Origin of the sequence: Pseudodesulfovibrio sp. JC047 (assembly GCF_010468615.1) — a bacterium.
In the GTDB taxonomy this organism is placed as follows: domain Bacteria; phylum Desulfobacterota; class Desulfovibrionia; order Desulfovibrionales; family Desulfovibrionaceae; genus Pseudodesulfovibrio.
The window spans coordinates 99,958-115,264 of the sequence record NZ_WUEH01000006.1; the positions used below are offsets into that span (position 1 = coordinate 99,958).

Annotated in this window: 12 protein-coding genes; all 12 read right to left on the reverse strand. The window is 56.2% G+C overall.

Features of this window, described 5'->3' with window-relative positions; genetic code table 11:
• Positions 1-26: 26 nt before the first annotated feature.
• The gene (gene ftsZ, locus GO013_RS05540) at positions 27-1,286 is read right to left on the reverse strand and encodes a cell division protein FtsZ (protein WP_163809065.1); all 1,260 of its coding nucleotides are present in this window, start codon (positions 1,284-1,286) and stop codon (positions 27-29) included.
• A 64-nt stretch (positions 1,287-1,350) separates the two neighbouring features.
• The gene (ftsA, locus tag GO013_RS05545) at positions 1,351-2,586 is read right to left on the reverse strand and encodes a cell division protein FtsA (protein ID WP_163809066.1); all 1,236 of its coding nucleotides are present in this window, start codon (positions 2,584-2,586) and stop codon (positions 1,351-1,353) included.
• Between the two features lie 46 nt (positions 2,587-2,632).
• Positions 2,633-3,499 (reverse strand): FtsQ-type POTRA domain-containing protein, encoded by an 867-nt coding sequence (locus GO013_RS05550; RefSeq protein WP_163809067.1) that lies wholly within the window; start codon positions 3,497-3,499, stop codon positions 2,633-2,635.
• Complete coding sequence (gene murB / locus GO013_RS05555) at positions 3,496-4,377, reverse strand: UDP-N-acetylmuramate dehydrogenase (RefSeq protein ID WP_163809068.1); 882 nt, start codon at positions 4,375-4,377, stop codon at positions 3,496-3,498. The genes GO013_RS05550 and murB overlap by 4 nt, the downstream gene beginning before the upstream one ends.
• A 9-nt stretch (positions 4,378-4,386) precedes the next feature.
• Complete coding sequence (gene murC / locus GO013_RS05560; RefSeq protein ID WP_163809155.1) at positions 4,387-5,775, reverse strand: UDP-N-acetylmuramate--L-alanine ligase; 1,389 nt, start codon at positions 5,773-5,775, stop codon at positions 4,387-4,389.
• Between the two features lie 61 nt (positions 5,776-5,836).
• Positions 5,837-6,916: an undecaprenyldiphospho-muramoylpentapeptide beta-N-acetylglucosaminyltransferase gene (gene murG, locus GO013_RS05565; protein ID WP_163809069.1), complete on the reverse strand. Its 1,080-nt coding sequence runs from the start codon at positions 6,914-6,916 to the stop codon at positions 5,837-5,839.
• Positions 6,913-8,037: a putative lipid II flippase FtsW gene (gene ftsW / locus GO013_RS05570; RefSeq protein ID WP_163809070.1), complete on the reverse strand. Its 1,125-nt coding sequence runs from the start codon at positions 8,035-8,037 to the stop codon at positions 6,913-6,915. The genes murG and ftsW overlap by 4 nt, the downstream gene beginning before the upstream one ends.
• Entirely contained in the window at positions 8,030-9,334 is a 1,305-nt protein-coding gene (gene murD / locus GO013_RS05575; RefSeq protein ID WP_163809071.1) for a UDP-N-acetylmuramoyl-L-alanine--D-glutamate ligase, read from the reverse strand. Before murD ends, ftsW begins: the two co-directional genes overlap by 8 nt.
• 13 nt (positions 9,335-9,347) lie before the next feature.
• On the reverse strand, positions 9,348-10,424 hold the full coding sequence (gene mraY, locus GO013_RS05580; protein WP_163809072.1) for a phospho-N-acetylmuramoyl-pentapeptide-transferase: 1,077 nt from the start codon (positions 10,422-10,424) through the stop codon (positions 9,348-9,350).
• The gene (murF, locus tag GO013_RS05585; RefSeq protein ID WP_163809073.1) at positions 10,421-11,809 is read right to left on the reverse strand and encodes a UDP-N-acetylmuramoyl-tripeptide--D-alanyl-D-alanine ligase; all 1,389 of its coding nucleotides are present in this window, start codon (positions 11,807-11,809) and stop codon (positions 10,421-10,423) included. The genes mraY and murF overlap by 4 nt, the downstream gene beginning before the upstream one ends.
• Complete coding sequence (locus tag GO013_RS05590; protein ID WP_239057756.1) at positions 11,806-13,338, reverse strand: UDP-N-acetylmuramoyl-L-alanyl-D-glutamate--2,6-diaminopimelate ligase; 1,533 nt, start codon at positions 13,336-13,338, stop codon at positions 11,806-11,808. The genes murF and GO013_RS05590 overlap by 4 nt, the downstream gene beginning before the upstream one ends.
• Positions 13,310-15,271, reverse strand: a complete 1,962-nt coding sequence (locus GO013_RS05595; protein ID WP_163809074.1) for a penicillin-binding transpeptidase domain-containing protein — start codon at positions 15,269-15,271, stop codon at positions 13,310-13,312. The genes GO013_RS05590 and GO013_RS05595 overlap by 29 nt, the downstream gene beginning before the upstream one ends.
• Positions 15,272-15,307 lie beyond the last annotated feature (36 nt).

Here is a 15,307-nt window from a genome sequence, read left to right on the forward strand (position 1 = left end):
TTTCCTTTCACGTGAGTATGTATGACCTAGTCTACATTCTTGCGAATGAAGGCTGGGACTTCGAGATTGTCTTCCTCGAAAATGAATTCTTCTTCTCCGGGACCGGCGACAACCCGACGACGTTGCTGCATGGACGGGGCTTCTGTCGTGTTCAACTCGCCTCCGGCCTTGCGCAGATACGCGGGGATGTTTCTGTCGGTATTCAGCACTTTTTGGTGCCCGGACCGGCGAGACTGAGACGGTGCGGATTGTTCCATGCCGCGCGGTTTGCCGAGCAACAGGAGCTTTTGCTGCTCCGCCTTGCTCAGGACTGGTTCGGTTTCTTCCAGAATTGTTTCGATGCCGGTGGCGATGACAGTGATGCGCATTTCGTCGCCCGCATCGGGATCAAAGACCGTTCCGAAGAATATTTCGGCATCGTCGTGGGCTTCTTTGTAAATGATGTCTGCGGCTTCGGAGACTTCGTCAATGAGCATGTCCGGACCACAGGTGATGTTGATGAGCACGCCTTTGGCACCTTCGATGGACACATCTTCCAGCAGCGGGCTGGTGATGGCTTTCATGGCGGCTTCTTTCGCACGGGTTTCGCCAGAGGCGATGCCCGTACCCATCAGTGCCATACCTGAGCTGGACATGGCGGCTTTGACGTCAGCGAAGTCAAGGTTGATGAGACCGTGGACCGTGATGAGGTCGGCAATACCCTTGACGGCGTAGTACAGTACTTCATCGGCCTTTTTCAGCATGTCGGAGAACGAGGCTTTTTTGGCGGCCAATTGAAGCAGGCGGTCGTTGGGGATGGTGATGATGGAATCCACGACCTCGGACAAGGCCCTGGCACCTTCGTCAGCCTGTTCCAGACGACGTTTGCCTTCGAAATAAAATGGTTTGGTCACGACACCAACGGTGAGCGCGCCGAGTTCCTTGGCGACCTGTGCAACGACTGGGGCAGAGCCGGTGCCGGTGCCGCCGCCCATGCCTGCGGTGATGAAGACCATGTCCGCTCCGTCAAGTGCTTCGCGAATCTGGTCCATGGATTCCATGGCCGCAGAACGGCCGATTTCCGGGTTGGCACCCGCGCCCAGACCCTTGGTCAGTTTTTCACCGATCTGAATCTTGTGTTCGGCCAGAGATTTGTCGATGTCCTGGTGGTCGGTGTTCGCAACAATGAATTTCACGCCCTTGAGCGCGGATTGGATCATGTTGTTGACCGCATTGCCACCACCGCCGCCGCAACCGACGACTTTGATTTTGGCATTACTTTCGTGTTCGATTTCAAAGTATTCCATTGTGTGTCCTCCTCAGAATATTCCCTGTTGAATGTTCCCTGTATCCTCAGTAATTGCTCATTCCTCAAGCAATGTCCGTGAACCATTTTTTCATCCGCGATACAATTCGGTCGAACCCGGAATCGTCGCGAATCTTGAAGGGCCGGACCTTGTGAAGGCCTTCCTCTTCGGCCCCATGGAGCAGCAGACCGACTGCGGTGGCGTATTGGGGGCTGCGGACTTCGGCAGTGAGACCGCCAATTCCTTCGCCCGGTATCCCTATACGAACCGGCAGGTCGAAAATTTGTTCAGCAAGTTCCTGCATACCTTCAATCATTACAGTGCCTCCGGTCAAGACCACACCGGCAGCAATTCGGTTTTTAAAGCCGGATTTGATGAGTTCCTGGTCAACCAGGGCGAGAATTTCCTCGCAACGCGGTTCACAAATCTCGGAAAGCACGCGTTTGCTCATTTTTCTGGACTCTCGTCCACCGACACTGGGTACCTCGATAATCTCTTCCTGCGTGACCAGATCGGCCATGGCGCACCCAAAGTGCATCTTGATTTTTTCGGCGGACATCATGGGCGTGCGTAGTCCGTAAGCAATATCGTTGGTCAGGTTGTGACCACCGAGTGCGAGCACGCTGGTGTGTTTGATGGAATCTTTGGAAAAGACCGCGATATCCGTGGTGCCACCGCCGATATCCACCAGAGCCACGCCGATTTCACGTTCTTCTGGAGACAATACAGCCTTGCTGGAAGCGAGTGATTCCAGGACGATATTGGAGACGTCCAGACCGGAACGGTTGCACGAGCGAATGATATTTTGGGCGGATGTGACCGCGCCTGTGACAATGTGGACTTTGACTTCAAGGCGAACGCCGGCCATGCCGAGCGGGTCGGCAATGCCGCGCTGGTCGTCCACGATAAATTCCTGGGGCAGGGTGTGGAGCACTTCGCGATCCATGGGGATGGCGATGGCCTTGGCCGCTTCAATGACGCGGTCCACGTCCCGTTGTGTGACTTCGCCGCCCTTGACCGCGATCACGCCGTGAGAATTGAAGCCCTGAATATGGCTTCCTGCTATACCGGCGTAAACGGTGCGGATGTCGCATCCGGCCATGAGCTCTGCATCTTCAAGTGATTTCTTGATGCACTGAACGGTCTTTTCGATGTTGACGACCACGCCACGGCGCAGGCCTGTGCTGGGAGCCGTGCCGATGCCGATGATATCGACGCCGTTCTCGGAAGCCTCGCCCACCACAGTGCAAATCTTGGTGGTGCCGACATCCAATCCGACGATTAAATCATTACTAGCCATAAATAACTCCTCTGTTATTCCCGGTAATCCTGTAATATTTGATGCGTTATCCCATTGAAGGGGATTGCCGCTTCTTTATCCAAATCTTGTCGCCGCTGGCTGCGATAATCGCAGCGTCCATAAATTCATTTCTGCGCATGAGGTCCCGCCACACGATTTTGAGCCGTTCCAACTGCATTTCCCATCTGTCGGTGGACAGTTTGACGGTCAGCCCTTTGCCCATATCGTGGCCATCCAGGAATATTTCCAGCTCATGTGCGCTGGTCAGCTTGATCCAGGCCGTCTGAGATTGGGTAAATGGGGTCTGTCCTTCCTTGATCTTTTCAAGGATGCCGGTCAGCACCCGAGGCCCTTCCGTCACGCCATCCGCGACGCTCAGAATGGGCAATGAAGCCAGTTCTCCCGGATTCATGGGAGCGATGATGGTCCCTCTGGCATCCGCAAAATAGAGAGCGTCTCCCTGACGCATCCAGAATGCCGGGATTTTTTCTTCAATATCGATGTACAGGCGGTTGGGAAAATCCCGTCGTACTGTCGTTGATTCGATCCACGGATTGGCCGAAAGTTTCTGTTCGACTTCTCCTATGTTCATTTCCATGCAGTTGAGCCCCAGACTCACGTCTGCGGTACGCAAAATTTCGCCATGACTCAATCGTTTGTTCCCGGAAATATTGATTTCCTTGAGTTCAAAATACGGATGAGACGTAATGAGCCGGTAGCCGTACAGCAGACCCACGCCGAGTACGGCGATCAGGGAAAGGGTGAGCAGTCCCATGATGATTCGAACCAGCAGTTGTCCTGCATTGGTCAACTTGCGGGGCGATTTTGGCTTGCGCTTGAGCGAATTGCCCCGTTTGCTTCGGTTGGTCTTCAGGGAAAGACGGCTTTGTGTGCCCAAGGTCATGGTACTCATAGGGTGATGACCTCCAATTCAAGGGTGACGCCAAATTTGTCCTTGACCGTTGTCTGGGCCAGCTCGATCAGCTCCAAGGCATCCGAGCAGGTTCCATGTCCTTTATTGACCAGGAAATTGGCATGAATGTCGGAAAAAAGCATATCCCCAAGCCGCACGCCCTTCATTCCGGCCGTGTCCAGCAACCGTCCGGCACTGTCATTTTCGGGATTTTTGAAAACGCATCCTGCGGTTTTGGCCGTGACTGGCTGCGTGGCCTTTTTCTTGACATAATTGGTTTGCATGGTCGTGCGGATCTTTTTGGGATCGGCCTCCTTCAGGGCCAATTCCACTTCCCAGATCAGGCTGTCAGGCATGGAGACCGTGGTTGAAAAATGACGATAGGCGAATTCGCACTGCTCGCGATCCAGCCAGACCAGTCCGTGTGTCGGTGTCCAGAGGCGGACTCGGGTCACGAGGCTGCCGACTTCCGTGCCATAGGAACCGGCGTTCATGGCCACGCCTCCGCCCACGGAACCGGGAATGCCGGTCAACCCTTCCAGTCCGGACAGGCCGGCCATCTGTGCCCAGCCGAGCAGGCCGGGAAGCCGTTGGCCCGCGCCGCAACGCACAATGAGGGTGTCGTCGATTTTTTCCACACGTTCAGGGCCGGGGGGAGTCTCCGCTCGGATGAGAGCCAAATCGAGCTGCCCGTCCCGTGCCAGGAGGTTGGAGCCTTCACCGATGACAAACGAACGCATTGGGTGTTTCGAAAGGAAATGGGACAGGGCTTCAAGGTCCTGTTTGTCGCGCACCACGACCTCCACTTCGGCAGTGCCGCCGAGGCGTAAGCTCGTCCGCTTTGAAAGCGACGGATTGGAGATGAATTCGAGACCCATGCGTATTTCCTATTCCTTGGTGTCGTCTGTTTCTTCGGTTTGGTTGAGCCAGTTTTCTCCGATGCGCCAGATGGAGCCTGCGCCCTGTGTCATGAACAGGTCGCCGGGTTTGAGAATATCTCTGAGGCGTTTTTCAATGGAATCGAAGTCCGGGTAAAATTGGACTTTGGTTTCAGAGACCTGTTTGATTCCCTGTGCCAGCGAAAGGCCGGAAACACCCGGAATGGGAGATTCCGATGCCGGATAGATTTCCGTGAGCAACAGCAGGTCCGCGTCGGTAAAGGCCTTGCAGAACTCTCCGAACAGGGCTTTTGTCCGTGAAAAACGGTGTGGTTGAAAGACCACGACCAGCCGTCTGTCGGGATAACATTCCTTGGCGGTTCTGAGATTGGCTCGGATTTCTGCGGGATGATGTCCATAGTCATCCACCACCATGACGCCTTTGTGCTCGCCCTTGCGGTCGAACCGACGTCCCACACCACCAAAGTTGCCAAGACCATTGATGATGGATTCCTTGGATAATCCGGCTTCGAGCGCCACGCCGATGCAGGCCAGCGCATTGAGCACATTGTGGGTTCCTGGCTGGGCCACCGTGACTTCGCCCCATTCCTCGCCATCCAGATAGACCTTGAACAACGAGCGCAGGTGCGAACTGATGATTTCGCCGCGCAAGCGGTTGTGCTGGCCGAGTCCATAGGTCATGTATGGGCGTTTGATCAGGGGAAGCAGTCGGTGGACACCTTCATCATCGCCACAGACCACATTCATGCCGTAAAATGGTGTGGAGTTCATGAATCGGATGAACGAGAGATCAATGGCATCCTGATTGTCATAGAAATCCATGTGATCCTTGTCCACATTCGTCACGACCGTGATGATCGGGGACAGACGCAGGAAGGACCCATCGGATTCGTCGGCTTCGGCAATGAGATAATCTCCGTCGCCAAGCCGGGCGTTGGCACCATAGGTGTTCAGCTTGCCACCGATGATGACCGTGGGATCGAGTCCCGCTTCCGTGAAAATTGTCGCCATAAGTGACGTTGTGGTCGTTTTGCCATGGGTTCCGGCAATGGCGATGCCAGTGCGTAACCGCATCAGCTCGGCCAGCATTTCGGCACGGGGAATGATTGGAATACCGCGTTCCCGCGCTTCCACGAGTTCCGGGTTCTTGGACGGGATGGCTGTGGATTTGATGAGCACATCCGCTTCGCCCACATTGTCCGCACCATGGCCGATGAACACCGTTGCGCCGAGTTTTTCCAGCCGTCTGACTGCCGCAGATGCGGACAGGTCAGAGCCGGTGATGGTGAATCCCATGTTGATGAGAACTTCCGCGATGCCGTTCATGCCGGACCCGCCGATACCCACCATGTGGATGGTGTTGACTCGGGCGCGCATGGCCGGGCAGGTTTCGCCGCCAACGGTTAAATATGGTCCTTGTGCTGTCATGTTATCACTCCTACGCCGTCAGGGCTTCAAGCCCGGACGCTATATCTGCGGCCGCTTTCACCGTGGCGAATTCGCGGGCCGCTGTTTCCATGTCAGTCAATTGCTTCGGGGTGTTGAGCAGATCGAGAATGACAGTGGTCACGGTTGTTCCTGTCAATTCCGACTGGGGAAGCAACCGGGCCGCGCCGATGTCCGACATGGCTTTGGCGTTCATTGTTTGATGGTTATGGGTGGCCTGGGGGAAGGGCACGAAAATGGCCGGAACCCCTGCCGCCGCGATTTCAAAGACCGTGGTCGCCCCGGATCGGCACAGTGCCAGATCACAGAGGGCATATTCGGTCCCCATATCCTCGATGAATTCGTGGACCTGTGCCGGGTCTGCCCCGGCAGTTTCATAGGCTGCGCGAACTCTGTTGAAATCTATTGGACCTGTCTGGTGAACCAGTGTGACTCCGGCCTGTTGCAGTGCCGGGAGTGCGTCGATGACCGCATCGTTGATGGGGCGGGCACCCTGGCTGCCGCCGAGGACGAGCAGCCGTTTGCCATCCGGTCTGTTGCGGCGTTTGGCCGCGGCCTTGATGATGTCCAGCCGCACCGGATTGCCGGTCAGATACGTCTTGTGGGCCGGGAAGACCCGCAAGGCGTCCGGGAAGCTCAGGAAAATTCGTTTGACCATTTTGCCCAGTACTTTGTTGGCCATGCCCGGGACAGAATTCTGTTCGTGAATGGCCGTGGGGATACCGAGGATTTTGGCCGCGAGCACGGGGCAGAATCCCGCATAGCCACCGAAACCAATGACCGCGTCAGGCTTGAATCCCCAGACCGCTGCGATGGCTTTGGGCAGTCCGGTGCCCAGCCAGCCGAGTCCGGAAATGATGCCGGGAATGCCGCGTCCCATGATACCCGAAGCAGGCAGCTCCAGGAATCGGAGGCCGTGTTTGCGCGCCATGTCGCCTTCCGGGCCGGGACCACCCATGAAAAGGATGTCCACACCCTTGTTGCGTAGGGTGAGTTCTGTCGCCACGGCCAGGGCCGGAAAGATGTGGCCGCCTGTTCCGCCAGTGGTGAGAACGACTCTGTTTAATGTCATGCTTTCACCCTCCGGGAGAGGTTAAGCAGAATGCCAGCGCAGATGAAGGACACCGTGAGGCTGGACCCTCCATAGCTGATGAATGGCATGGCCACGCCCTTGGGAGGGACAGTCCCCAGGACCACGGCGAGGTTCAGGATCATGCCGAGGGCCAGGATACAGGTCACGCCAAATGCCGTGAATCGGTCTTGCAGGTCTTCGAGCTTGAGCGTGACGCGGAAAGCCCGGAATAGGAAAAAGCCGATGGCGATGAAGAAAAGGGACATGCCGACAAAGCCGAGTTCTTCGCCGACCACGGCCATGATGAAGTCGTTATGGGCTTCGGGGAGGAAAAAGAGTTTGCGTTGTCCCGCGCCAATGCCGGTCCCAAAGAGTTTGCCGGACCCGAAGGCATAGAGGGATTGGACCAGTTGATAGCCTTCGTTTTGGGCCGAGGCGAACGGGTCCAGAAATGCGGTCCATCGTTTGAAACGGTAGGGTGAGGATGAAATGAGCAACCAGCCCGCACCGCCAGCAAAAATCAGTGAAATGAACAGGTAGCTGAAGCGGGTGCCACCTACCAGACACATGAAAAAGAGGAGACCGCACATGACCACGGCCCCGCCGAAGTCCGGCTGGAGCAGCAGCAGGCCGCACAGGAATCCCGTGACCAGGAAGGGCGGCAGAACCCCCACGGAAAAAGTGCGGACCATTTCTTGTTTATGGGCGAAAAAGTATGCGAGATACAGCACCAGGGCGACTTTGGCGTATTCAAGCGGTTGCAGATTGAACGGGCCGATATCGATCCAGCGACTCGCTCCGTTCACAGAGATTCCCAGCGGCGAGATGCACAGGCCGAGCAGGATGATGGCAATGGTCACCCAGACGTAGGTCAATGCGTAGAGAAGTTGGCGGGGCATTCGCATACAACAGACCATGGTCACCAGCCCCACGCCGGTGAAGATGAGCTGGCGTTTGAAAAAGTAGTAGGTGTCGCCGTAGACCCGTTCGGCCATGATACCGGACGAGGACAGGACCATAATCAGTCCGAAACCGCCGAGGATCATGGTTGCGGTGAGCAGCCACGGATCGATGCGGCCAGTGCCGCCGGAATGTTTTTTGGCGTTGAGGCGATTAGTCATCAAGCCCTCCCACCACGCGTTTGAAATCCGCTCCACGTTGAGCCATGCCGGTATACTGGTCAAAGCTGGATGTGGCCGGAGACAATAAAATCACGTCACCTGCGTCGGCCTGGGCAGCCTGTCGTTTGACCGCCAGTTCAAGCGTGGTATCCCAGGTCACGGGAAATGATTCGGCCAGGACGGGTTCCAGATGCTCGCGGGCACCGCCATACAAACCGACATGGATGACTGCCCCGGCGATATTCTTGGCAAATGCGGTCACGTCGCCGCCTTTCCAGACGCCACCCATGAGGATGCGGACTGGGCGATCAAAGGAGCGAACCGCAGCCAGTGCCGCGTCCAGTGTCGTGGCCTTGGAATCATTGACGTACAGGACGCCCTTTTTCTCTCCAACCGGCTCGATACGGTGGGCCAACGGTTTGAATGTACTGATGGCTTTGGCGGCCTGTGTTTCGGTGACGCCGAAGTGTTTGACCGCTTGCCATGCGGCTTCCACGTTGGACCGATTGTGTTTACCGGGAAGATATGGTGCCTCGAAGCGGTCAGTGCCGTCGAACCACTGTATATGGGCGTTGGTAAAGGAGCGGTCGGTCAGGACAGGGCGCAGGGATTCGTGCAAAAGCGCGGTATCTTCGCCGGTCATGCGCCGGAATAATGCCAACTTGGCGTCCAGATATTCGTCCATGTTTTCATGATAATCCAAATGATTGGCCGAGAAATTCAGGAACACGCCCACATGGGGTTTGAACTGGCGGCAATTCTGAAGCTGGAAACTGGAGACTTCCAACACGATGATATCCGCTGGTTCCGAATCCAGCACGTAATCACACAGCGGGACGCCGATGTTGCCGCCGGTAAAGACCGTGTGACCGGCCTGTTCCAGTATTTCGGTAATGAGTGTGGTGGTCGTGGTCTTGCCGTTGGAACCGGTCACCGCCAGCATGGGGGCTTCAATGAACCATGACGCGAATTCCAGTTCAGATATCAGGGTGCTCGGTGCGAGTCCTTCGAGGACTGGTGCAAGCTTTTTGACTGGCACACCCGGTGAGAACACCACGAGGTCCGCGTCTGCGAAATGGCGTTTTTCATGCGGCCCGGCAACGAGTTCCACGGTTCCCTTGAGCGGTCCCAAAATGGTTTCGGTCAGATCGGCATTGCTGTCCACCACACGGACTGTGGCCCCGAGCACGTCAAGGAGACGAGCGGCGGCCAGACCGGATTTGCCGCACCCGACCACCACGGCCTGTTTGCCGGTGAAGGTGCGTTGTTCGATGAAGGTGTGGACAGAATTTTTCACAATGAAGCCTCTATTACCGCAGTTTCAGGGTTGAAAGGGCCATGAGGGCCATGAGAATCGATAAAATCCAGAATCGAACGATGATCTTGGATTCCGGGATACCTTTGAGTTCGAAATGGTGATGGAGTGGGGCCATCTTGAAAATCCGTTTGCCGCCGGTGAGTTTGAAATAGCCCACTTGCAGGATCACCGAGAGGGTTTCAAAGACGAACACGCCGCCGACAATGGCGAGCAGGAGTTCCTGCTTGGCCAGGACGGCCACGAAGCCGAGCGCACCGCCGAGGCCGAGCGATCCGACATCACCCATGAAGACCTGGGCCGGGTGTGCATTGAACCAGAGAAAGCCGAGTCCGGCACCCACCATGGCACCGCAGAAGATGGTGACTTCACCGATGCCCTGAATGTTGTGGACTTGCAGATAGTCGGCCATGGTTGCGTGTCCTGACACGTAGATGAAGATGGCGAAGCAGGCCATGGCCACGACCATGGGACCGATGGCCAGCCCGTCCAGTCCGTCGGTCAGGTTGACGGCATTACTGGCACCGACCATGACCACCATGGCAAAGGGCAGGTAGAACCAGCCGAGGTCCGGGTTGAAATTCTTGAAGAACGGCACGGATAATTGGGTGGAATACGCCGGTTCATTGATAAGCAGTGCAATGGCTGAAGCCGTGACCAGACATTGCAGGGTGAATTTGGCCTTGGCAGACAATCCCTGATTCTGTTTCTTGACGACCTTGATATAGTCATCGGCGAACCCGATGGCACTGAATCCGACGTAGACCAGCAGGGTCAGCCAGATATAGACGTTGGACAGATCGGCCCAGAGCAGAGTCGAAATGCCGACGCTGATGAGGATCATGATGCCGCCCATGGTGGGGGTGCCTTCCTTGGCTTGATGGTGTGGTCCGTCTTCACGGATGTATTGTCCGCATTTGATCCGTTTGAGCCAGCGGATCATGGCCGGGCCAAACATGATGGAAATGATGAGCGCAGTCAGCAAGGCCCACACAGATCGGAAGGTGATGTATCGAAAAACGTTGAGAATCCCGAGGTCTGTCGAGAGCGGGACGAGAAGATTATATATCACTGATTGCCTCCTTGGGCGTCTTCAGTGCGTCCGGCACAGAGTGCAGACACGAAGTGTTCCATTTCAAGCGATCGTGACCCTTTGACCAGAGCCACACCTTTGGCCGCGCCAAAGGACTGCCACGCATGGACGAAATCTTCACGCGTGTCGATCTTGTGCATTTTTTTGCCGTAAGCCTGTGCAACGGCATTGAAATGGTCCCCTTTGTAGAAGACAATCGTTGGTTCGATTTCCCTGAGAGTGCGTCCCAATGCTTCATGGTGTTTGCGAGTTTCGTCCCCGAGTTCCCGCATATCGCCAAGAATGAGGGCCAGGGGCTTTCCGTCGGCCATGTCGGCCGCTGTCTGAATGGACCGCTGCATGGACAACGGGTTGGCGTTGTACGTGTCGTCAATGACCATCAGGTTGCCGTTGCGCTTGCAGCAGAACCGTTGGGTATCGGGTTCAAGCGATTGAACGCCGCGAATGACGGCATCGCGATTCAGACCAAGGGCGTGAGCCACAGCGGCTACGCAGGCGAGGTTCTCGGCGTAATGTTCGCCACAGAACGGGGCTTCGAATTCTCCGTCGCCGTCGGGCGTTGTCAGCCGGAAACGACCATTGCCCTCGGTTCCGGGGCCGAGGAATGTGGCGACAAAGTCGGTCTTTGCATCGAGATTCGTGGAAAATCCGACCGGCATGTCAACGAGTTCACGGGCTGCATCCCAAAGGAGCGGGTAGTCTTTTGAAATAATGGCTGAACCCGGTTGCCGCAGATATCTGAGCAAAACGGATTTGGCCTGCGCCACACCGGCTTCGTTGCCCAGTCCTTCAAGATGGCCGGGACCGACATTGGTGATGACTGCGATGTCCGGGCTGGCGATGGGGGCCAATTCTTCCATGTCGCCCCGGTGGGAAATACCCAGTTCCATGATCCAGAGTTCCTGATCCACCGTCGCCTTGAGCATGGACAGGGGCAGGCCGATCTGGTTGTTGAAATTCCGATAATTCTTGGCTGTTTCGAATTTTTCTGAGGCCACGGCGTAGAGCATTTCCTTGACCGTGGTTTTGCCCGCTGTGCCGGTGACGGCAACGAGCTTTGCCCCGCATATGTCTCGCCAGCACGCGGCCAGTCTCCCCAAGGCGTTGACCGTGTCGCGAACCATGAGAATCGGTGCGTCCACATCGTCGATCATGCGGGATGCCACCACTGCGACGGCTCCCTGCTTGACGGCTTGAGCCGCGAATTCGTGCCCGTCGAAATTATCTCCGCTGACGCAGAAGAACAGATCGCCTTTTTCCACGGTACGAGAGTCCGTCTTCACCGAGGCGATGATGGTTTGGGAGTGGCTCTCTTCAGCCAAGCCGCCGAGGCAGCGTACAACGTCAGCCAGTGTTAGATTCACGAATACATTTCCTCAAGCAGTTCAGCGGTGACATGGGTGTCGAGAAACGGAATCATTTCACCGTTGATTTTTTGGTTTGGTTCATGGCCGCGTCCGGCAATAAGCAGGACGTCGCCCGGTTCCATTTCTTCAAGGGCCATGGCTATGGCGGTGCGTCGATCAGGATGCTCGATGATTTTGGGAACCCCAGCGAGTCCGGGACGGATGTCGTCCAGAATGGCGACCGGGTCTTCGGATCGGGGGTTGTCCGAGGTGAGCACGGCGACGTCTGCGTATCGTGCCACGGCCTGTCCCATGATCGGGCGTTTGGTCCGATCGCGATCGCCACCGCAGCCAAACAGGGTGATGAGCCGTTTGAAATCCAATGATTTGAGGGTGCGTTGCACATTTTCCAACGCATCCGGGGTGTGGGCGAAATCCACGAATACGTCGAGACCGTGATCATTGATGACCCGTTCCAGCCGACCGGGCACGCCTGGAAAATCCTTGAGCGCGCGCATCTGTTTGCAATTCAGCCCGAGTTGCAGGGCAACGGCCTGTGCCGCCATGAGGTTCATGGCGTTGAACGAGCCGATCAAGGGAGAATGGATGGTCCAGCTTTTGCCCTTGTACGCGGTTTCCAACTCGATGCCTTGGCCGTCCATGGACACGATACGGCCCTGAATCATGGGATGATCGCCGACTTCGTTCTGGACCGCCGCGATATCGCCGATGCCGTATCCGATGGCTCCGGGGCATTCTGACAAGAGTCTGCGGCCATGCGGGTCGTTGTAGTTGGTGATGTTGACCTTGGAGTCGAGCGGATAGTCTGTGAACAGTTTGGCCTTGGCCTTGAAATATGTTTCCATGTCGCCATGGTAGTCGAGGTGGTCCTGAGTGAGATTGGTGAAGACTCCGGCGTTGAAATCGAGACCAGCCACGCGGTATTGTTCGAGGGCGTGGGAAGACACTTCCATGAGCACCACGTCCACGTCATCCTTTTTCATGTTGAAAATGAGTTCGTGGATCATCCAGCAGTCCGGGGTGGTCAGGGACGCTTCGATCTGAAAGCCGGGCCAGCGATAATTGACCGTGCCGAGCACGCCGACCTTCAACCCGGCCGAAGCGAGCAGGTGCTCGATGATGTACGTTGTGGTGGTCTTGCCGTTGGTGCCGGTGATGCCGACCAGCTTCACATTTCGGTCCATGCGATGAAAATGAGTCCGAGCCAGTTCGCCCAAGGCGATTGCCGGATTGTCCACGTACACGGCAAGGGCCTTTTTCTCCACAACCGGGGCCACGAGGTCACGGGCTTCTTTTGGCGCCACGATGTATCGTGCTCCGTTGTCCAATGCATTGGGGATGTAGTCGAGACCTCGGACCGCAGTTCCGGGCATGGCGACAAAGCATTCGCCTTCCTGGATCTTGCGCGAATCCGTGCGCACAACAAGCCCTTTTTTTGCTTCTTTGAGCAGGGTTTCAAATTCCATCACGCCTCGTTCCTCGTCTTTTTCCTTGCCGCTATGAGAGCCAGAGAACAAAAACATCATCCGCACCCTCCGTGTTGTGGCCTTTGGGCCAGGGTCGCCCAGCTCCGGGCTTCTGGCTTTTGACCGTCATTCCCTGGCCTTTGAGCACAGGGACTATTCCCATTTTCGTCAACAGCTCCAATGCCCTGCGAACGGGCATTCCGGTAATGTCGGGGACTGTTTCGGTGACCGCCTGGACCGAGGGACTCGGCACCGCTTGTGGCAGGGGCTGCTCGGCCAGTTCGTCCACGGACACGTTTTCCGTGATGACGCTGTCGAGTGTTTCGGACAGTTTGCCGTGATAGGCCAACGTTCTGACAGTGATTTCACGACAGACCGGTGCCGCCACTGTGGAGCCGTAGTTGGATTTTTGTGGTTCATCGATCATGGTGATGACCAATAATTCCGGTTCGTCTGCCGGAACCAGTGCCACAAATGAAGAAAGATATTGATCGCCATACCCGCCCTTGGGTGAGGCTTTTTGCGCGGTGCCTGTTTTACCGGCCATGGAAATGCCCTGGATGCGGGCACTGCGTCCGGTGCCGTCTTCGTGGACAACTTCTTTCATCATGGACAGCACCTGAGCCGTTGTTTTCGGGCTGAAAATTTGTGTGGCGGTGTGTTTTCGTTGCACAACAGGATTCTTGACCAGATTGAGGTCCTTGGTGATTCCCTGATTGGCGAGACACAGAAAGGCCTTGGCCAATTGGACAGCCGTGGTGCCAATGCCCTGTCCGAAGCTGATGGCCGCCAGATCGACAGATGTCCACTTTTTGGCGGGCATGAGAATGCCGGATGATTCGCCGGGCAGGCCGAGGTTGGTTTTTGCCCCGAAACCGAGTTTGGTCAGGTAGGAATGGTAGACACTCGCCCCCATATCCATGCCTATTTTTGCGGTGCCGATATTGGACGAATACCGGAGGACTTTATGAGCGGGCAGCCATTTGGCGGGGTGGGTGTCCCGAATGACCTTGCGTGCCACACGCCACCGGCCGTTTTCGCAGTCGATGAGAGTCTCAGGCTCGATCACACCTTCTTCCAGGGCTGCGGCGAACAAAAACGGCTTCATGGTTGAGCCGGGTTCATAAATATCGGTGATGGCGCGCAATCGGCGTTGGGCAGCGTTTGACGTCCTGACCATATTCGGATTGAAAAATGGCTGGTTGGCAATGGCCAGAATGTCGCCGGAGTCCACGTCAACCACCAGAACGATTCCGGCACGGGCTTCGTTTTTGGCGATGGATTTTGCCAGCGATTGTTCGGCTGCGTGTTGAATGTGGGTGTCAATGGTAAGTTGGACGTCTTGACCGTTGATATCCACTTTACGACCATGGGCATCAAGATACATGCGGTGCCCTGTGGCGTCGCGGGGCACGACGAATTCCGCCTTGCTGGGCGTCATCTGCTTGTTGAAAATCAGCTCAATGCCTTCCCGGCCCTGGCCATCGATATCCACGAATCCAAGGAGTTGGCCGCCAAGATGTCCGTTAGGATAAATGCGATTGAACTCACTGGTCAGGCGAACGCCGGGAAGCGCAGCCTTGGAGATTGCGGCGGCTTCGCGATCCGTGACCTGCCGTTTTATCCAGACAAATTTTCGTTTGGACTTGAGTTTCTTGTAGACTGTACGGCGAGACATTTTGAGATCGCGAGAGAGGGTGTCTGCGGCAACGTCGATGTTGTCGATGGCATACGGACGGGCGAAAATTGATTTGGCTTCGACAGAGGTGGCGAGCATCTGACCGTTGCGATCAAAGATGCGGCCCCGTTCGCCATATTCACATTCGGCGGCGAGGCTCTGTTTTGCGGCTTTGGCAGCCAGATAATCACCGTCATGGAGTTGAACCCATCCGGCTCGTGCCCACAGACCAGTAAGCGCAACTGTAAACAAGGCTATGACGAGCCCTATCTTGATGCCGCTTAAATCGGTGCGCCTTTTACTATCCTTTGCCATTGTTATCCCTGTTGTTCCCACTGTGCGGCGCGTTTA